At 42.0% G+C, this 20,411-nt stretch carries 16 protein-coding genes and 1 riboswitch; of the genes, 2 read left to right on the top strand and 14 right to left on the bottom strand.

Going from position 1 to position 20,411, the window contains the following annotated elements:
- The 9 genes from JCM16418_RS13200 to JCM16418_RS13160 all read right to left on the bottom strand — a co-directional run bounded on the left by JCM16418_RS13200 (window position 1) and on the right by JCM16418_RS13160 (window position 12,431).
- Window positions 1-1,065 carry a DUF4430 domain-containing protein gene (locus JCM16418_RS13200; protein ID WP_036649628.1) on the bottom strand — a complete coding sequence of 355 codons (1,065 nt, stop codon included), beginning with the start codon at window positions 1,063-1,065 and terminating at the stop codon, window positions 1-3.
- Between the two features lie 64 nt (window positions 1,066-1,129).
- The gene (locus tag JCM16418_RS23790; protein WP_373280716.1) at window positions 1,130-2,575 is read right to left on the bottom strand and encodes an S-layer homology domain-containing protein; all 1,446 of its coding nucleotides are present in this window, start codon (window positions 2,573-2,575) and stop codon (window positions 1,130-1,132) included.
- On the bottom strand, window positions 2,506-5,781 hold the full coding sequence (locus tag JCM16418_RS13190) for a DUF4430 domain-containing protein (protein WP_036649626.1): 3,276 nt from the start codon (window positions 5,779-5,781) through the stop codon (window positions 2,506-2,508). Before JCM16418_RS13190 ends, JCM16418_RS23790 begins: the two co-directional genes overlap by 70 nt.
- Before the next feature lie 146 nt (window positions 5,782-5,927).
- Window positions 5,928-6,122, bottom strand: a riboswitch (cobalamin riboswitch).
- 104 nt (window positions 6,123-6,226) lie between these two features.
- Window positions 6,227-6,541, bottom strand: coding sequence for a hypothetical protein (locus JCM16418_RS13185; protein ID WP_036649624.1), 315 nt, complete (start codon window positions 6,539-6,541; stop codon window positions 6,227-6,229).
- A gap of 237 nt (window positions 6,542-6,778) precedes the next feature.
- Window positions 6,779-7,759 carry an alpha/beta hydrolase gene (locus JCM16418_RS13180; protein ID WP_036649621.1) on the bottom strand — a complete coding sequence of 327 codons (981 nt, stop codon included), beginning with the start codon at window positions 7,757-7,759 and terminating at the stop codon, window positions 6,779-6,781.
- 22 nt (window positions 7,760-7,781) lie between these two features.
- The gene (locus tag JCM16418_RS13175; protein ID WP_052020277.1) at window positions 7,782-8,783 is read right to left on the bottom strand and encodes an alpha/beta hydrolase; all 1,002 of its coding nucleotides are present in this window, start codon (window positions 8,781-8,783) and stop codon (window positions 7,782-7,784) included.
- Between the two features lie 214 nt (window positions 8,784-8,997).
- Complete coding sequence (locus tag JCM16418_RS13170) at window positions 8,998-10,371, bottom strand: sensor histidine kinase (protein ID WP_036649616.1); 1,374 nt, start codon at window positions 10,369-10,371, stop codon at window positions 8,998-9,000.
- Window positions 10,368-11,042 carry a response regulator transcription factor gene (locus JCM16418_RS13165; protein WP_036649614.1) on the bottom strand — a complete coding sequence of 225 codons (675 nt, stop codon included), beginning with the start codon at window positions 11,040-11,042 and terminating at the stop codon, window positions 10,368-10,370. The genes JCM16418_RS13170 and JCM16418_RS13165 overlap by 4 nt, the downstream gene beginning before the upstream one ends.
- Before the next feature lie 336 nt (window positions 11,043-11,378).
- Complete coding sequence (locus JCM16418_RS13160; protein ID WP_036649613.1) at window positions 11,379-12,431, bottom strand: oxidoreductase; 1,053 nt, start codon at window positions 12,429-12,431, stop codon at window positions 11,379-11,381.
- A gap of 106 nt (window positions 12,432-12,537) precedes the next feature.
- On the opposite strand from JCM16418_RS13160, the gene JCM16418_RS13155 reads away from it, so the two are divergent.
- Together JCM16418_RS13155 and JCM16418_RS13150 are read left to right on the top strand one after the other, a co-directional pair.
- Entirely contained in the window at window positions 12,538-13,398 is an 861-nt protein-coding gene (locus tag JCM16418_RS13155) for a LysR family transcriptional regulator (protein WP_036649611.1), read from the top strand.
- Window positions 13,399-13,616: 218 nt separating this feature from the next.
- Entirely contained in the window at window positions 13,617-14,684 is a 1,068-nt protein-coding gene (locus JCM16418_RS13150) for an SDR family oxidoreductase (RefSeq protein WP_036649609.1), read from the top strand.
- A gap of 46 nt (window positions 14,685-14,730) precedes the next feature.
- Here JCM16418_RS13150 and JCM16418_RS13145 read toward each other — a convergent pair whose 3' ends face one another.
- From JCM16418_RS13145 to JCM16418_RS13125, 5 genes are all read right to left on the bottom strand, one after another.
- Window positions 14,731-15,111, bottom strand: a complete 381-nt coding sequence (locus JCM16418_RS13145) for a winged helix-turn-helix transcriptional regulator (protein ID WP_036649780.1) — start codon at window positions 15,109-15,111, stop codon at window positions 14,731-14,733.
- Between the two features lie 105 nt (window positions 15,112-15,216).
- Window positions 15,217-16,080, bottom strand: a complete 864-nt coding sequence (locus tag JCM16418_RS13140; protein ID WP_036649607.1) for a MurR/RpiR family transcriptional regulator — start codon at window positions 16,078-16,080, stop codon at window positions 15,217-15,219.
- A gap of 106 nt (window positions 16,081-16,186) precedes the next feature.
- On the bottom strand, window positions 16,187-16,834 hold the full coding sequence (locus JCM16418_RS13135) for a hypothetical protein (RefSeq protein ID WP_242403827.1): 648 nt from the start codon (window positions 16,832-16,834) through the stop codon (window positions 16,187-16,189).
- 17 nt (window positions 16,835-16,851) lie between these two features.
- Window positions 16,852-18,999: a hydantoinase/oxoprolinase family protein gene (locus JCM16418_RS13130; RefSeq protein WP_036649605.1), complete on the bottom strand. Its 2,148-nt coding sequence runs from the start codon at window positions 18,997-18,999 to the stop codon at window positions 16,852-16,854.
- A 64-nt stretch (window positions 19,000-19,063) separates the two neighbouring features.
- Entirely contained in the window at window positions 19,064-20,395 is a 1,332-nt protein-coding gene (locus tag JCM16418_RS13125) for a citrate transporter (protein WP_201769756.1), read from the bottom strand.
- Between the last annotated feature and the right edge of the window lie 16 nt (window positions 20,396-20,411).

Below are 20,411 nucleotides of genomic sequence, written 5' to 3'. Positions count from 1 at the left end.
TTACCTCCCTCCCATTGCAGCCTTATCTCCGCCAACGTCCCGTCCTAAATCACAAGTATATACCCAGTCCACGATATCCCCATTCTTCAGAACATATCGACTAGCACCGTAATTCGGGAACCATCCGTTGACCTTGTACATCCAGCCGCTCAGCTCTCCGCAGTCAAATTCATAGATGTTGTTAATGCCCTCAATATAGTTACTGTTGTAGATCGGAGTCATGGAAAATTCCATATGAATTTTTTTCTTTTTCATCTCTCGAAGTAACACATCAAATACGGACTCTCCTTCATAAAAGGTTACTTTGCGAGCCTTATAAATGATTCCGTCAGCTGGTAACACATCAAGCTTATCTGTATTGAACGTATCCATATGATCCAGAATGGTCTTCGCCGTTACGGATAAGGTAACTGTTAATTCTTTATCCTTCTTAATGGTTGTATCCTGCCACTCAATCGGCTTAGGTTTACCGCTAGGTACAGCGTCTGTAAGGTATTTATCTTTTTTGGGTTTTGTATTTGTTGAAGGCTTATCTGCTTTAGGTGTCTCATTGGAGGATACAGTGCTTTTATCCGGCTTTTTGGTTGTGACTTCTGCTGGCTTTTTCTCCAATACAGGAGATTTTTTGTCAGCATCCACCTGTTTACGGGAGTCTGTTGATTTGGAGGTATCTGTTGATTTGTCTAAAATAGGTTTGTCTGTTACCCCTGTTGCGTTATCTGTCTTTACAGATTGTTCAGCCTTCGGTGTTACCTTGGTTTCTTTCGAATCTGTTTGGGCAGTACTCTCATCGATGACTGAAGCATCATCCGTTACTGAAGTATCATCCGTTACTTTGGTGTCCGTATCAGAATCAGCATTAACTTTAGCTTTATCTTGATAAACTTCCTCTTCCGTTGCTTCAGCTATCTCAGTGGATACCGACTTCTCTGCACCTTCACTCTGAGCTTCTCGATTCTTATCAGCAACCTGCGTCGGACTCTTCTGATAATCACCGCCCCATAAGAATGCAATCGCTAGCACCGCTGTAATCATTATGGCAACGAGCCATCTCTTTTTGTTCATGAATCGAATCCCACCTTAAATGACTAAGCAAGGTATATGATTATACCCTTGCTTAAGCTCATTACTATTTTACATCAGTCATGTCGAACAAACGGTTCTTTCCATTTACGAATCGGTCATAGGCAACCAGTGCATACATTGCCTGATCTGTAGCCATAAGATCTACTTCACCTGGTTTTGCACCACCGTTATCGACTCCACCTGATTTGATATGGTAGAATCCGCCGCCAGTTGCTGCGAAGCTTAATAAGGCATCTAACGCTGAATGACCATTTTTAATAAACCTGGTGTCTGTGTCTGGATTAATGCCAAGGCCAGTCAAAGCTACAATAACCTGAGCAATACTCTCAGCGTTTGCTGATTGCCAGCTTGCATAACCACCATCCGCGGTCTGAGCTTTGGACAACCACGCAACGCCGCGGTCCACTGCCGCTTTCACTTTAGGGTTGGTCTGAACGTAAGGCGTAAGCCCTTGAATAACCATTGCTGTAATATCTGCATCGGATTGATCTGGACGCTCACCTAAAGCCCATCCGCCACCGCTTAGCTCTCTGTTCAACATATAATCAATTAACAATTCTCTTGTTGTCTGTGTCTTCACGCCTTGAACAATCGGGATTTCATAATGCTTGCTGTCGAGTGCAATCAGAGCAAAGATCGGTCCATTAATCCCTTGTTTAACTAAAGTATCAAAATCAGCCAGACGTTCTCTTAAGTTATAGCCTGCTACATGATCCACACTTTTTCCAATAGACGTTAACGCCAAGATGACTCTATCGTATTCCGTATATTTAACACTATGCAGCTTACCGGATTTCTCCTTCAATATCTTCTCAACATTAGCATAGTATTTCGCATAGTAGGCGTCAGAAAGCTTCACATCTGAACGCGCCAGCCCCATGACCGTCCAGTCCCCGCCAACGGTGGCGATGACTGGATCTGTAACTGCTTTTTGCATAAAAGCTGCCGTATTTTTAATTTGCTTCTGAACTTCTGGCTTCGTTTTACTGACTACGCTATCTACTTTACCCGTATTGGTATCTGTGGTCTTATGGTCATTCTTATATTTATGAACCCTAGTAGATACAACAGCGGCCATTTCTCTTGTAACCACATTCTTAGGGTTGAATAGACTACCGCTGCCTGTCATTAAACCAAGTGCATGAACGGTTTCGATATCAGCCTTAGCCCAAGCAGAGGCTTTATGCATATCTTTAATTGCTATTCCTGATTTAACACCTTGAACTCCCAAAGCTCTAACAATCGTTACTGCCATTTGCTCACGAGTCATATTGTCGTTTGGACGGAATTCATTGTTATATCCTGTGACGAGTCCCGCTTGATTCGCTGCGTTAACATAAGGATAGAACCAGTCATTTGCACGTACATCCTTAAAGTTAGCACCAGTAGCAAGCTTCGTATCCAGTCCCATCACATTGACTAACATTTTGGTGAATTCTGCTCTAGTAACGCTAGCTTGCGGATTAAACCTGCCATTGCTTCCTTGGATAAAGCCATTCTTAGTCGCTTCAAGAATAGCATCGTAAGCCCATTTCGAAATGCACCTGAGTCTGAGTACAGCGTGTTCAAATTTGGTGTTGTACTTGGTTCCGTAGGAACCGTAGCATCTAGGCCCGTCGTATATGAAACAAAGGTTGTAATATGGTTCGTTTTGATATAAATATCATTGCCCTTTACAAAACCATAGGTTTGCTTCTCACTGCCTTGATTTTGCTTGATTCCTTGGTCTTCAGTGTCATAAATCGTGATTGGTGTGAAACGGTTGTTGTCCACAAAACCTATCATCTGCCCTTTAGCACCCTTAATCGTGATGGTAAGTGGCTTATCAAATAATACGGAACTATTTGTATTCCCCATCATAAAAGCATAATTTAGAGCTGTAACTTTATTTCCTTTATTCAGTGTACTCTGGATCATCTCTTGTAATTTCGTATCCTGATTAGCGGTCATGAGTTCAATTTGACGATCTCCAGATTTAAATCTCGTACCTTTATCAATAACAACGACAATATTACCTTTATTGACTGTGATCATGGGAATATTGTCTTTAACATCTTCTAAGTTTAGAAATACCTTAGCTTTAACATCAGGAATATTAATCGTGATATTGTTGGTGTTTTGTAATTCTTTCGAAATACTTAGTTTATAATCCCTTTGGATATTGCTTGGAACGTTAATAACAGGTGACTTGTCATCGGAATTAACAACCATTCCTTCACCCACTGAGATTAGGCTTCCCGTAGGAACTTTTGCTCCCAAGTCACTACCCAGGTTTGCCGTGTATCGCCACTGAACTTCATCACCATTGGTTAGGACGTACTGGCTAGCGCCGTATCCTGGATAGCTACCGTTAACACTATACATCCAGCCGCTTCCACTGCCATGATCAAATTCTCCATCCCCAGCAATGGATTCTAAGTATGGAGTCCCAGACTTATTATTCCAAGAGTAGCTAATACCCTTACTGTCCAGCACTCTTCGTAAAAGGGTCCATACCGTGTCACCAGATCTTAACTCTACCTTTGTGTTGGCGACTACATAGCCCTTGTTAATCATAAGTTTATCGACCGTTAATGTTACGTACTGCCCTGCTACAACAGGAGGAACATCCGTAATGGATGTATACACGACATAGTCTGTAAAATGATTGGTCTTTACAATCAGATCATTTCCACTGTCATAGGCGTACTCACTCTTGCCGCTAGCTTCGCCTTCTATGTTACTTGCATATTTTTGTATCGCATGGGGATTTCCCGCCTGGATATAAGCCGTATCTTTCCCTTTCATGCCCTTAAAAGTTAACGTAACAAATGAATCAAAGGATACCTTATCAGATCCTCCCATCGAGAATGCCTGATCGATATGATCGAGCTTCTTGTCGGATGGAATAATAGCTTTAACTTGATTAATTAATGCAGTATCTACAACACTTTTCGAAGTTAATACTTCAATTGCAGCGGAATTACCACTCGTAACTTTCGCACCTTTAGGGATGGCTGCAACCGCATTTCCTTTAGTAACCTCTAGATTAGGAAGACTACTATTAAAAGGTACATTTACACTGACCTTCGCACGTATACTCTCGAGAATGGAGACTTTAATATCTTTATTACTATCCGTTGGTTTGATCGGAATAATATAGTCATGATTGTCATTCGGAATTGCAACGTTAGGCTGCTGTTCTCCATTAGGTAATGGTAATTCAACAGCTTGAGGTAGCTCAGGCTGGGATGAATCTTTGATCTGTACATCCGTCATGTCGAATAAACGATTTTTTTTATTTACTAATCGATCATAGGACACTAAAGCATAGGTGCCTTGGTCTGTAGCCATAGCATTTCTATCGCCTGAGTAAATGAATCCACCTCGGGGATCGGCAGACATTAATAAGCCATCTAAAGCTGACTTCCCATTTTTTATAAATCGACTATCCGTCGCTGGATCAATACCCAATGCAGTTAAGGCAACAATAACTTGCGCGGTACTGAATATATTGGAAGGGAAACTACCATCGTTTCTTTGAGATTGCGAAAAATATTCAATCGTTCGATCTACAAAACTTCTTACTTCTGGATAATTTGAATAATATGGAGCAAGGCTCTGTAGGGCCATTGCCTTCATGTCTAGTCCGCTTAATTTAGATTCTTCATCTAGAATCTTTCGGATTAGCTTTTCTCTTGTTGTTTGTTTTTCTGAATTACCACCTTCAATTAATGGAATTTCGTAATGGTGGCTATCTAAAGCTAATAAGGCTGAGATACTACCGGTATATGGGCCTTTGACATAATCAATATTAGCTAACGACTTCGTAAGGTCATAGCCTCCAACATTGTGAATATCTACACCCATTGAAGTTAATCCCAGAATCACTCTTGATTCTTCAGTACTAAGCGTTTTATCCAATTTACCGTTATTTTTTAGCATTACTTCCTTTACTTTAAGTTTGACCTTCTCGTAATAGGAATCATAATAAGCGGGGTCTGCTTGGTAATCACCTCTAGCTAATGATAGAATAGACCATTCACTTCCATAACTTGGGCTAGGCACAGTGTTATGAATATACTCCAAGTTCTTAGCCAACTGTTCTTTTGCTGAAAGCGTAGGAACTACCTTATTGTATTTAATGCTAAATGTTTGTTCAGCTTTATTTTCTGCTCCATCAATGGCCGTCACCTTAATCAGATTTTCGCCAACGTTCAGTGAAACCTTGTATTCTCCAGCCACTCCATTTATCACTTTGGTATTCAGCTTTACTTCTGGAATGATATCTTTATTTACGTTGTCCGTTACCGTGACTTTAAAAGTGAGTTCACTTTGGGATACTTCCTGTTTATCTAAACCTACTACTGTAATCGTTGGTGCTTCTGTATCTTTTTCTACACCTGTCTCTGTCCCTGATTCCGTACCTGTTTCTGCTCCTGCATCAACATCCGTACCTGTTTCTTTAGAGCTATCTAAATCACTACTGGGCTCTGATATCCCCGTATTTGTGGTTTCTGTTCCATCACTTACCTCGGCTTGATCAACATCACCGCTTTGCTCTGGAGTTACTAGTGTTTCTTCATTCCCCGCTTGTGGTGTTAAAGCTCCTCCATCTGCATATGACACAGTCATTCCTGGTAAGAACATGGTGAAGAACATACTTACGACGAGCAGCCATGCTAAAAACTTATTTTTCTTCAATTGAAAATTCATTCCTTTCTCTCCCCTTTATTTGAAAACATGAAAAACACTTTCTGACAGCATGAAAAAACCTCTCAACTTGTAAGTTAAGAGGTTTATATAGTCATCCGCTGAAAGAAGCATGCACTAATAAACACCCTTCTATCCTTCGTAGAGTTAATGGTGTGACAAAACAGGCAGGTATTCTGGCTCAAGTATCATCATCCTTACAACCTTCCCGGTTTCCCAGTGGCATCATGCAAGGACTCCTCTTTTACAGCGGCGGGACCGCGTGGGATTTACACCCACTTCCCTTTTAACCAATCCATGATTTATGTATAAATCAGATTGGCACCTGTTTCCAGTATATTGAATTTACATTCTATCATACCGAAGATAAGACGCTTTGTCCTGTTAAAATATTCTTTTTATATTCCCTAAACAAAAAAACCTTCCCCCACCCGGAGAAGGTTTCTAATTAGAAGAAAAACAGCTGAATCATACCCAGGATCACCGAAGCGGAAGCGAATACTTTTGCTAATGTGAACTTATGCATGATTCTAAATACAACTCCAATAAGCGCCAACAGACCCCAGACGCCTGCAACAACCTTCAGCGTAACATCGTTGCTCGGAAGCGAGCTGATCGTTAATATACTGATTAGAATACCTAGCAAGACCGTACCTGTGAACATCAACTTATTTACTTTGGTATCTTGGACTAGAAAGAGCAATAAAATATTGAGCAAGCCGAAAACACCTATAAACACGAATATAATCGATAAAATAGCCATGATCTATCCCTCCTATACTATGATGTACTAACTCTACTACTCACTATCATACCGATGATAAGCGAATTGTAGCAATGAATATTTGATTCCAAGCCAAAATAAATACAAGCTGCATTCAGTTAAGTACTGAACTCCCGCCTCATGCGTACAAATGCACAGCAAAAAACCGCCTCTAAGGGCGGTTTTCCGTATCCATGAATGCATCTTTAAGATATCGAGTTTAACTTTTCAGAACACTTACTTCGCTTCTTTCATAAAAGCTCTAACGTCTCTAGCAATTTCTTTGAATTTAGTGTGGTGCAAGTAATGTGATCCATCCACCGTGATTACCTTCCCATGTGCCGAGTCTTTGATCTGCCCTTCATGAAGCGGAATCCATCCTTTCACATCTTCATTATTCGCTTGAATAAGAAGAAGAAGTGGAAGGTCTTTAGGGAAGGTTAAACCCTGAGCCCCTTTAAAATTGGAAGAAATATGATCCATCTCATTCAACATTGTGGAACTATTCGAGTTTTTATTCGACAGCATTTTCATCTGCTCTACGGTGTGCTCATCAAATGGGAGTCCAGCATAAGGATCACCACCAAATTTGACCACTAATCTTTGGAGACCTGATTTTTTTAGAAATCCGAACATTGTTGTAGGTAATTTAACATCCATACCCGGTTGTGTTGCAACACTGCTATCGATGCCGACAAATGCAGTCACCTCGTTTGGATATGTGTTCACATAGTCAACGCCGTAAATCCCTGCAATAGAATGGCCCATAAGCATGTATTGGTTAATGTTAAGCTGCTGTAGAGCTTCATGAACTTCACTGACGATATTCTCTGTGGTTCGTTCTTTTTCAGTTCCATCACTTAATCCATAACCGAAAGGCTCAACTGCGACAACTCTGTAAAATGGAGATAGTTCATCAATGAGCAGCTTAAAATCAAGCGCTGGGGCAGCGGTTCCATAGCCTGGCAGAAGCACGATCGTTTCCTTGCCTTCGCCTTGAATGAGCACATTTATATTTTTCCCGTCTACAGATACGTGCTGGCCGTAAGAGTCTATCTTGTTTGCCTCTGAATTAGTACTGATCACATTCGTGATATATACAATACCTAGAATTAAAACAATGAATATAACGATTGCTCCTATAATTTTAAGTACAATGTTTCGCACCTTCTTTATCTTCGATCCATTCCTCATTTTCTTATCCTCTGGTTGTGTCACGGTCATTTTCTCCTGTCATGATCTATTTCAACGATCCTTCTTTAATCTCTTCCATATATAACCTGAAATTTTTAACAATTTCTTTTGATTGGGTATGGTGTAAATAATGTCCTCCGTCAAATGTCATCACTTTTCCATGCACAGAATTTTTGACTTGCTCTTCATGCAGGGGTATCCAGCCTTCAGTTTCTGTATCATTCGCTTGTAAAAAGAACATCACAGGAAGATTTTTTGGGAACGTTAAATGTTGAGCTGCTTTAAAATTATGATTAAAATTTTCGCCTTCACTTAAAATATTGGAATTAAACATGTTTTTGAGAGAAAGAATCCTAATTTGTTCTCTTGTTTCATCATCTACTGTTGGTGTAACCAGTTGGTCAGGACTTAGTTTCATTAGCAATCTGAAGAATCCCGATTTTTTGAGTAACTTATAAGCTTCTGTTGGAAATTCATCATCTGTACCGCCTTGGGTTGGAACACTGCTATCAATGCCGACAAATGCACTTACTTCGTTTGGATATTTGTTTACATAATCGAGTCCGTAAATTCCTGCAATGGAGTGCCCCATTAGAATAAAACGTTCAATATGAAGAGCCTGCAGCGCTTCATGAGTTTCACTCACCATATTTTCTATGCTTCGTTCTTTTTCAGTAATATCACTTAATCCATAACCAAAAGGTTCAATCACGACGACTTTATAATATGGGGATAGCTCTGAAATAAGTGGCTTAAAATCAAGCGCAGGTGCAGCGGTTCCGTAACCAGGCAGAAGCACGATCGTTTCCTTGCCTTCGCCTTGAATGAACACATTCATATTTTTACCGTCTACAGATACGTGCTGGCCGTAAGGCTCTATCTTTTTCGCCTCTGAATTAGTACTGATTATATTCGTGATATAAACAATACCTAGAAAAAGAACGATAGCGATCACGATGACTCCTATGATTTTAAGCAAAATGTTGCGCAACTTCCTTAACTTTGATCCATTCCTCTTTTTCTTATCCTCTGGTTGTGTCACTGTCATCTTCTCCTGTCTTGATCTGTTTGTTTGGATTCCCTTATATACCGCTAATGAAATCTTAAACAATGAAGATGTTCTCTCCGTGACGTCAATATGAACTGAATATGAACAAGCAAAAAAATGCTATGGCACACATACAAGAGCGCTTGTATGTGTGCCATAGCATAGAGAATGAATTTAGACTATCAAATGTATTACTCGTAAATCTAAAATCTAACTATCCGTTCACCGTTGGCGGAGTGATTGGCAGCGTGACAATAAAGCTCGTTCCTTGACCAAGTTCGCTTTCCACTTGGATGTCTCCTTGGTGAAGCGATACAATTTGTTTAACGATGGCAAGACCCATACCACTGCCATCATACTTGCGGCTGTGGGAACGATCGGCCTTGAAGAATCGCTCGAATATACGCTTCTGATCTTCGTTGGAAATACCAATACCCGTGTCGGAAATTCGAACAGTCACATATTTGCTATCCCGTTTGATGCTGACATGAATCACGCCACCATCCTTGGAAAATTTGATGCCATTGGCTAGGATGTTCGTCCATACCTGATTCAATTGGTCATGATCAGCTACGACTTTAACGGTCTGTAGATCAAGCTCAAAATGAATGTTGCGAGCCGACCATTGTGGCTGGAGCGCGACAATGACTCGTCTGATCTGTTCATCAAGATTGAGTGTGGCAAGCCCAAGCTGCTGTGCCTGCGATTCAAGCAGACTCAGCTTGAGCAAGCTATCACTCATCTTGGACATTCGCTTTGCTTCAGCGATGATAATATCAAGATAACGGCTTCGTTCCTGATCTGCGAGGTCTACTTGCTTAAGCGCTAGAGCATAACCGGATATCGAGGTAAGCGGAGACTGAACCTCGTGCGATACGTTCGTTACGAATTCCCTGCGCATCTGTTCAAGTTGCTGCAGATCATGCATCATTTCTTCGAAGCTGCGAGCCAATGTACCCAGCTCACTCATTTGCTTAATATTTAGCTTGACGTTGAAATCACCCGCTGCTATACGTTTGGTCGCTTTGGTCAGCTTTTTGATCGGTCTTACTAGGAATACAGAGGCAACTAGAATTAATAAGCTTCCCGCAATCAATGAACACGTAGCAAAAATCAATCCCCACTTGATGACAAAAGAAGTAGATGGGGGAGAGAGCGTTTCTAAAAACATCGCTTTCGTTCCCATTTCTGTTTGCAACGGTAACCCTAAGAGGACCGTAGCAATGCCATTTGGAGTGTCTTGAACAACGCCTCCATCCAGTACTTTATTGAGCTGCTCCATCGTCACAGTGGTAGGTTTATGTCCGTTAAGTTTTCCGTAAGACTGGAACGGACCCGTTGCTTCGTAAATCCGAATATAATAGGAATCGAGCTGCTTCATTCCACTTACGTACGAGTCCGCTTCACGTAACGGAAGGGTCTTGTAAATACGGACGATGTCTTGGCCGAAGTTACGTAAATTGATTTGCGCATTTTCGTTCAATTTATCTTCGAATATCCAAGTGGATACAAAAAAAGAAATGACCGTCCCCCCGATGACGGAGACTAGAAATGTTAGGATCACACGGATATATAAGGATCTGATCATTCGTAAACCTCAAGCCGGTACCCAAGCCCACGCACCGTCTCGATACGAAAATCGGTTGTAGCCGCAAACCGTTCGCGCAGGCGTTTAATATGTACATCTATCGTTCGATCATCTCCGGCGTAGTTAATACCCCAAATCTGATCAATCAACTGCTCCCGCGTATAGACTTGTCCGGGAGTTCCAGCAAGCTTGTACAGTAATTCGAACTCCTTGAGTGGTAAGGTAAGCGCTTCGGTCCCCCGCTTCACCTTATAGGTCTGCCGATCAAGGATAACGTTGCCAAACTGTATCGTCTGCGTGGCTTCAATTCTGTATCGTTTCAATAGTACCTTCACACGAGCCGTCAATTCTAAGGGATCGAAGGGTTTCGTCAAATAATCGTCCGTCCCAAGCTCGAACCCTTTTACTTTCTCCCAGGTTTCGCCTCTCGCAGTCAGCATAAGTAACGGAAGATCAGGACTCGCCCTTCGGAGCTCCTTACATAACGTCCAACCATCCATAATTGGCATCATAATATCGAGAACGACAAGATCGACATGCGTCGAGGCATAGACGGCCAGTGCCTCCATGCCATCCTCAGCTTCGAGTGTTTCAAACCCTTCATTCCGAAGAAATAAACAGACAAGCTCACGTATATTCGCATCATCATCAGCAACCAGTATTGTAGGCATCCGCAGCTCTCTTCCTCTATTGTAAAATGGAAATATGTCTAACCATTATACTATGAACTTCCTGTTGAGCCTAAAACGATATAAAAAGGCGCCGCTCGCAAGCATCATCTGCCTGAGAGGGGCGCCTTTCAGAAACTATAAAAAGCAATTAGTGATTTAATTGATTGATATACTCTATACGCTGTTCTCCATCCACAATGCAGCCCCTCTTGCGAGACTCTCTTTCACTATTTTTTTAAATGATCATTCGGACTATATTCTTGTCATCTTACAAATCTCGTTCCATTCTCTTGTAATGATCCAAGTAGCCTTTAGTTCGATTGACCTTATTTTATGTTAATACAACATGTTCAAATGCTTCAGAGCTTCATATTCGATAATAGGCTGATTGCTTGAAGCTTTTTGAACTAAATCAGGGTTTGCAATGAATGGTCTACCGAAAGCAGCCAAATCAATCAAGTTCTCTTTGATTGCCGTTTCTGCATTTTGAAAATTAAGCGATCCCACACCGATCAATGTTCTGTTCCATTTGTTTCGAATTAGCTGATGGAAAGTCTGTGTTTCTTCTATTATTTCATCAAAATGATTAGTGGATGCATGAAGAATGGAAATTCCTGTTTCCTCGAATAATTCTATAAAGGCATCAATTGTTTTCGATTTGTTTTTCCATCGATATGACGAATCATCATCTTTGATTTCAGAAAATCGGATTGAAATTCTGTCTGAGTCTATTACTTCTTTTACTGCATTTATAATTTCCCTGAGGAAGTTCATTCGATGATTAAGATTTCCCCCGTACTGATCCATTCTGACATTTGTTTTCTCATTAATGAATTGATCAATTAAATAACCGTGGGCTGCATGAATTTCGATTCCATCAAATCCAGCTTTTACCGCATTTTGGGCGGACAACCTGAAGTAATTAATTGTATTGGATATCTCTTTTTGACTCATTGCTTTAGGTACTTGAAATGGTTGCCGTACTTTATGAACATAACCATTCGCCCCGATCTCTGATGGCGCTAAGGGCGTTGTATGGATTAATAATGGATGGGAAAGTCTTCCGACATGCCAAAGTTGAGCGATGATCGTCCCTCCATGTTTATGAACAGCCTCGGTAACTCGCTTCCAAGAATCGGTTTGTTCAGAAGTGTACAGTCCAGGTACTCCATACGTTCCCTTTCCTTCTGGAGCCGGATTGATGCCCTCTGTAATAATTAGTCCTACTCCATGTTTTGCGCGTCTTTCATAATACGCAATCATAGCTTCTGTAACCTTGCCGTCTTTATCATTAGCGAATCCCCTTGTTAAAGGAGCCATTACTACTTTGTTTCTTAGATTCCAGCTGTTGATGGTGACTGGACTGAGAAGTTCTTGATAGTTACTCATAATCATCCTCCTTTTATCTATATAAATTGTACTTCTTACAATATATATAATAAAATGATTACAATATATATAAGTATCACTGGCAGTGATATTAAGGAGGTCCTCAATGGAATTGTCTGATATAAATATCGTTATTGAAGTAGCAAAGTCAGGGAAGATTTCACATGCTGCCAAAAAACTAAACTATGCGCAATCAAATGTCACAGCGAGAATTAAAAAGTTGGAGAAAGAATATCATGTGCAGCTATTTAATCGTTATCCAAAAGGCGTAGTGATGACGGAAAAAGGGGAACAGTTCGTTGACTACGCAATCAAAATAAGAAACATACTTGATGATTTAAAAAGTGAAATGCATGATGACGGGGAGCCCTCGGGTGATTTGAAAATTGGTATTGTAGAAACTGCAGCATCATCCAAATTTATGGATATCTTAAATGAGTACCAGGTTATGTACCCAGACGTTTCGATTTCGTTAATAAATGCAACCTCTCCTAAACTATTAAAAAAAGTTCAGGATCATGAAATTAATGGTGCATTTATCAGTGGGAATTTTAATGAATGTGGACTGAAAGTGGAATATCAGATGGAAGATACAGTTCATTTAATTTCAAAACGAACAGAAGTACCCCCAGAGAGTTTGTGCAAGGTGTCTTGGGCTGTTTTTCCAAAAGGATGCCCTTTCAGGAAAATCACAGAAGAATTTCTTGAAGAAGAGAACTTATCCGCAAAAAACATAATAGAAGTAAGCACATTAGATAATCTGCTTAGCTGTGTGAAATCTGGTATTGCTTATACGATCATGCCTAAAACTGTAATAAATAAAGAATCAGATGAATTTTCTGTATACAATTTATCGGAAAAGTTTAGTAATACAACAACAAAATTTGTGCGATGTAACGATAGGTACGTCAGTAACTCCTATAATAAATTTGTAGAATTATTAAATACAAAATGTATTAATTTTTAAACACTCAAATCATTCCTACAAGGGCCATGGGTGAAGAAAAGATACCCTCATTTGGGTCCCTTCTTTTGGCCCTACATATTTGGAGTGAGGAGATGGTTGACTAGGTAGATTACAATAAAGTGCTTTAGTTACTTCAAAGTGCGTACTTCTCAAGTGTTGTTTTTTGTTACAAACTAACATTAAACAAATCACTGCACTAAAGGAGTTGAAGCACGAGGATGAATGAATCTACTGAAATACGTAAAGTCGCTTTGGTCATTGGCGCAAATGGTGTTATCGGTCGCAACCTAATCAATCACCTCATTACTTTACCCGACTGGGATGTTATTGGCATTTCTCGTCGAGGTGGAGAATCTAACGATCGTGTACGCTATGTAGCGACTGATTTACTCAATATAAATGAAACCCGCGAAAAATTAAAAGGGTTAATTGAGGTAACCCATATCTTCTATGCTGCGTATCAAGATCGACCGACTTGGGCCGAACTTGTTCCACCCAACTTGGCTATGCTAGTGAACATTGTAGAAGTTATGGAACCAATAGCACTCGAGTTGAAGCATATCAGTCTGATGCAGGGATATAAGGTATACGGTGCACATCTCGGTCCTTTCAAGACGCCTGCACGTGAGACTGACGCTAACCACATGCCTCCAGAATTCAATATTGCACAGCAGGACTTTTTAGAACAAAGACAAAAAGGGAAATCCTGGACTTGGTCAGCCCTTCGTCCTTCAGTTGTTTGCGGATTCGCGCTTGGAAACCCGATGAACCTTGCCATGGTAATTGGCATATATGCATCCATTTCGAAGGAACTTGAACTTCCTCTACGGTTTCCGGGAAAGCCGGGTGCTTATGATAGCCTCCTAGAGATGACAGATGCTGGATTACTCGCCAAAGCAACCGTTTGGGCAGCGACAGAAGCGAACTGTGCGAATCAAGCATTTAACATTACAAACGGCGATTTGTTTCGCTGGAATGAACTTTGGCCCAAAATTGCTCGTTACTTCGAGTTGGAGGTAGCACCTCCTTTGCCAATGTCACTGGATATTATCATGGCTGATAAGGAGGAACTATGGGACACCATGGTTAAGAAGCATGGTCTTGCAACACATTCCTACAAAGATGTCTCCTCCTGGCAGTTCGGAGATTTTGTGTTTTCATGGAACTACGATTTCTTTTCCGACGGATCAAAGGCCCGCCGATTAGGCTTTCATGAATACGTGGACACGGAAGCGATGTTTAATAATATCTTCGACGATTTCCGGAAACGCAAAGTCCTTCCTTAACAGACAATGGAAATATAACAAGCTGACCTTTCAAAAGGTCAGCTTGTTATATTTCAGGTTCAGATTCACTTGGTGGGTTATCTAGAACAACTGCATTCTCCCCGTATGTTCTCTCAATATAAGTTTTCCCCCATCTACACATCAGGTGAAGAATCTCTTTTAAACTATTCCCATATTCCGTTAATTCATATTCAACTTTTGGAGGAACTTGATTATAAGAAGTACGTAAAATGATCCCTGCTACTTCAAGCTCCCGAAGTTGTTCAGTTAGTACTTTTTGAGTGATTTTAGGTATCAGCGTTTTGAATTCATTATTACGTCTCTTCCCAAAGGTTAAATGAAAAAGAATGACAGGTTTCCACTTTCCTCCAATCACTTCTAGCGTGGCTTCCACAGAAGTATTATAAATTTTAATCGGATCTGCCAGTTTCACTGTACATTCCCCTTTTCTGGACTAATTGTGTATCGGTGTCATTTGAAAAAAGGACCCCTCTCCGACATCATCTGCCTATGAGCAGCGTCCTATAAAGCATTACATAAAATAATTAGTGATCGAAGATTGGTCACGGGCCAGTACGGCCTCACTATCGAGTTTCTTCTTCAAATAGGATTTGTCTGAGGAAATAAATACACTCATAATCAGATCCACGACAAAGAGGAAGGTAATGTGATTAGACATCAAGGCACTGTTATTCACAGATATTTTATCAGGCACAATAATATCAACAGCGGCATTCTCCGTAATGGGAGAGGAATCATAGCAGGTGATCGCGATTGTCTTCACTTGGTTAACCTGCGCCAAGGTGAGTCCATCCACGATTTCTTTGGTCGATCCCGAACGTGAGAAGGCAATGACTACATCTTCTGAATTACTCTGAGAGGCTGCAATTTTCATCGCTCTACTGTCACTGATTGCTTCAGACATGATGCCGATGATGGCTAACCGATTCTTCAGCGCAATCGCTGCTAGGAAAGAATCAAACAATCCGAATAGGTATATTCTTCGAGCTTTCTTCAGAATATCCACCACGCGATGTAGCTGCTCCTCCGTAATAAGCGCAGACGTATTCAGAATCAGTTCATTATAATCAAGTGCGAGCGCATCAATTGGATTGATCTCTCGTCTCTCTTTCTTCTTCGACTGCATTTCCCGGTAAAAGGCATCCTGAGCAAAGGCAATTTTAAAATCAATAAACCCTTTGAACCCTACCTTCTTACAGAAGCGATTAATACTCGTCTCCGATACACCAATTTCATTAGCAATAGCTGTAATCGTATTGCTCGTAATAAATTCTGGATTGTGAATGACAAAATTGGCGATTTGATTCTCACCATATGTTAATTTTTGTGTTTGCGATACGATCTTTGCGATAACTGCCGGAACCTGTGAAGACATGAACCTCTCCTCCTGATCTAACGATGGAATATGGCTATCCGGTAATCCCCGTTAGCGCCTTCATTATATCACACCGAGTAAGGTATTGAGAGTATTCAAATGTAAATTATATCCAATTTATGCTGATCGATTTGAACTGTTCCAGCGACATCTGCTTATTCTCAATGAGGTAGACATAGTCTAGCAAATTCGGAAGATAGGGAAGTCCCATCATCTCCTTGCAGAAGGCATGGGCAGCAATTTCACTGCTTTTCACAACACTAGAGCGTTTTGTATAGAATCCGAGCTTAAATACATCAATAGGCTTCAGCAGTTCATTCGTAAAATGCCCTGACTTGTATTCTAAATAATGAAAGAATTCATGGGCCAAATGAATATCAATAAGCTCGTCAATGTCTGGGCTCTCTTCACGTCCCAAAAGCGTCTCAAGTGCCTGCTGCATTTCCACCAAGGACGAGGAATAAATCACAATCTCTGGAGGCTTCTTCGCAAAATCAATCTGTGCACGGAAAGATACCTGATGGAATGTACCCGATTTGCTCGTAATTTCAAATGCTAGACCTTCTCTTTTACAACATTCCCTCACTGAGATGCCGGCGTAATGAGCACCCATCTGCCTGCCTTGATCCAGCGAGGATTCCACATAATATGAAATCTGATCCTTCGGGATTTTGTGAAATAACGGATCTTGCGTGAGCTCTGCATAAGCCAGCATTTCATCAGATAAAGACGCTATCATTTCCTGCATCGACATGGTCCTTATCTCCTTCCCTATTGGTAGGCTACAACGATGAGCTCGTCACTTTCGATTAGCATTTCCGTCTCGATTTCGAGAATGGACATCATCTGCTCCTTCGTCTGCATACCTGTCAGATCCAGCATCTTCTCTTTATAGAAAACAAAGACCTTCGGGATCGTTGCGTTAGCATCCGAGTATATCGTATTGTCATCTAAAAACTCACCGAGCCAGCCTCCATATTGGGACTTTGTGATCTTCGTAAACTGAACATTTCCCTTCTTAAATCGAACCACACCTTCGCGGTCAAGCACACTCGCATACGTCGATTTCTTCTTCATCAGCCCAAAGAATGATTTCTTCATACTCTCACTACTAAAGAGGCTCCATCTTCCTGTCTGCATAGCAAGCATCGTGGATTCAAGCGGTTGGTCAACCGATTTAGCAGCGGTCGCAAGCATCTCCTCTATCGACATGTCCTCCTGTCCCAAATCCTTAGACCGAAGCTCCGTCGAGCCTGTCGCAATCGCCCGCAAAATATTTTTCAGACTATCGATCTCAATCGTAACCTCAACGGTCTCCTCACTAGCCCCTGATTTGACGATACGCTCGACAATTTCGGCTCGAATACGCTTAATATCCTCCTCCGATGGGCTCACAACCGTTCGCTCAAGCTGTTCCTTTACCATAGCTAATGCCACACCTATCGTAGATACATAAGGTGCATTGTTCGCGATTTGAAAATCCATCTTCTCCCGCTCCGCCATGGCAGGCACAAGCACCGCTCCGCTCCCCCCACCGCCAACCAAGGTGACGAAGGATCGATCTAGTTCATAATCCTCTATCATTTCATTGACCGTCTTCATGGTCTTGTCGATGGCCATATTCATGACCTGTCTGGCTGCTTCCTCAGTCGTTACGCCGACATGAGCGGCAAGTGCTCCCCATGCTTTGATCGCGGCTTCCTTATTTCCCTCAGCATAATCTCCTTCAGGAATATAGCCGAGAATGTTAGCTGCACCCGCTAGCGTATAAGAATAATCCTTACCATTCGCACTTTCACAAATGATATATTCCTGCGGATCTCCAGCTCTCGGACTGATGAATTTCACCTTCGGATCTACGATTTGATCACTTGACGCAAAGGCCTCATATTCGATACCCGCAATATGCGCACTTCGCGGACCAACGCCGGTGATTTTGCCACCAACGACCTTGACCATACTCCCTCCAGCGATCCCTAATGTACGGACATCCAACGACTGAAGGTACGTCCGATGTCCACCGACCTCCGCATTCTTGATCATGACCTTTCCATTCTTAATCACGGATATGTCTACGCTTGTACCGCCGACTTCAAAGAAGATCCCGTCTGAGATTTTCTCATACATCAGCGCCCCAGCGACACCCGCCGCAAGACCTGATAACATCGTAAGAATCGGGCGCTTGCGCACTTCATCGATACTCATAACACCGCCATCACATCGCATAATCATCAGCGGCGACTTGATATTCGCATTCTTGACGGATTTCTCCGTCATATTGGCCGTTTCCATCATTTTCGGAATGAGCGAGGCATTGACGACTGCGGTTCGGGTGCGCGTCTTCAGTCCATACAGCTGGGAAATTTCATGGCCCCCTGTCGCGTATAACCCTTTTCGACTCGCCATCTCCACCACTCGCAGCTCATTTGTTGGATCATCTACACTATAAGCTTCCGAGGCGACAATAACTTCTGCTCCTTGCTTCGCAAGCTCATCAATGGCCATCTCAATTTGTTCATCTTTCAAATCCTTCGCATCGATATACGTATGATACGTCTTGAGAAACTTGCCCGGCGCAAGCTCGATATCTCCCGGATTGGATTCTGAACGGGCACTAATGCCATCGAGCCCCGATCCCATGCCGATAATGCCTACACGCGCGACATCCCCCTCAAGTAGTGCGTTCGTCGCCTGTGTTGTTCCATGTGCTATAAACGTAACATCATCTGGCAGAATCCCCTGACTCTCCAGAATTTGATTTAAAATATGAACGATCCCTTTCGCCACGCCATCTTCGTCATGGTGAGTGGTCGGTATTTTCATTTTTGCAATGACTTCATAGGTTTCATGATCAATCACAGCAGCATCGGTAAACGTACCCCCAACATCGATCCCAACCCTAACCTTTTTTCTCTCCATAGGCTCCTCCTAAGAATGACAGGCAAGGACCCTAATGGGCCCCTACCCGAATTAATCTCTACCATTAGAAGATCATGAAAGCTCCAGCAATCATGGAAATCAGTACAGCAACCATCATCCAAGGCAGCGTCTTTTTCAAAATTTCATTAATATCACTCTTCGTAAAATCAGCTACCCACACATTATGAGAGTTCGTTGGATCAGATACCGCTTGCACGTTACTTACAACACGCAGTGCTAACATTGCCGCAACAGGTGTCATACCTGCCGTTACGAAGAGCGCGGCAATTCCACTACCGAGACCCCATACATTTAGCGGTCCGCGATAAATCGCAAGTGGCGATAATAGGGTAAAGAAAATGACGTACGTCCACGGACTACTTGGTAGTACGCTCTCAATCAATGGTGAAATAAGTGCCGCTACTTGTGGCGCCATAACCGAATTCAGCAAAATTCCAATGCCGATCATGAGCGCAAGTGCTCCAGCAATATCCTGAATGCCTTCTACTAGAGCACTGGAGAGAATATGAATCGGCCGCTTTGGCCAAGTCAGAATAATCGTCACAAGCGCGCCAATGATAACAGCAGGTACGATATCGATTTTAAATGCAAACACAAGAATAACCGGAACGATGGGGCTAATCAGTGCAATTGCCGGAACCTTCTTGGCTCCATTTCCTCCATTTGGTCCACTAGAACCATTACCACCATCACCTCCGGTATTCGTAGGCATCGACCAAGATTTGCGACCCTTGCCATCTTTTTTGATATAGAACACAATCATGGCTAAAGAAATAAAGATTAATGGGAGTGCCGCAACTAGCGTATAATCTGCAATCTGATCAACCGTCAGACCCAGCACATCCACGTAAACCGCCCAGTTGGATACGTTGAATAGTGCACCAACACCGACTGAAGATAGAACAACGATGGAAGCTACGAACTGTGATATCCCGGCTGTAAGCATAATCGGAATGACAATCGTTCCGACGAGGATAACCATTCCAAGACCGCCCGCCGCCGAGAAGATAATGGAAGCGGTAACAAAAAAGAGGATGGCAATCATCATCGGTTTGTCACCAGCAAGCTCAGCAGCTTTTCGTATGATGGATTTTGTAATTCCTACCTTGTTGAGAATTTGACCGAACCACGCGCCAAATATTAGACCTGCAATCGCCCCCGACAATCTCATGGAGCCTGCGGCTAAAACGGTCTTGGCTATTGTGGTCGCTTCTGGATCGCTCGACATCCAAGGAACGCCTGCAATAAGAGCAAATAGAATCGCCATAGCGGGTAATGCAAGAATTGTGGGAAGTTTCCTTGTCATCATAAGCCCTATGAATATTAAGAAAATGACGAGAATCGCGATGGCCTGAAACCACATTAAAGATGTCACAATAATTTCCCCTCTC

The sequence above is a fragment of the Paenibacillus pini JCM 16418 genome (genome assembly GCF_000576305.1).
Classification (GTDB): Bacteria; Bacillota; Bacilli; order Paenibacillales; family Paenibacillaceae; genus Paenibacillus_AQ; species Paenibacillus_AQ pini.
The sequence above is the reverse complement of the archived record's forward strand: the minus strand, read 5'-3'. Positions and strand labels throughout refer to the sequence as shown.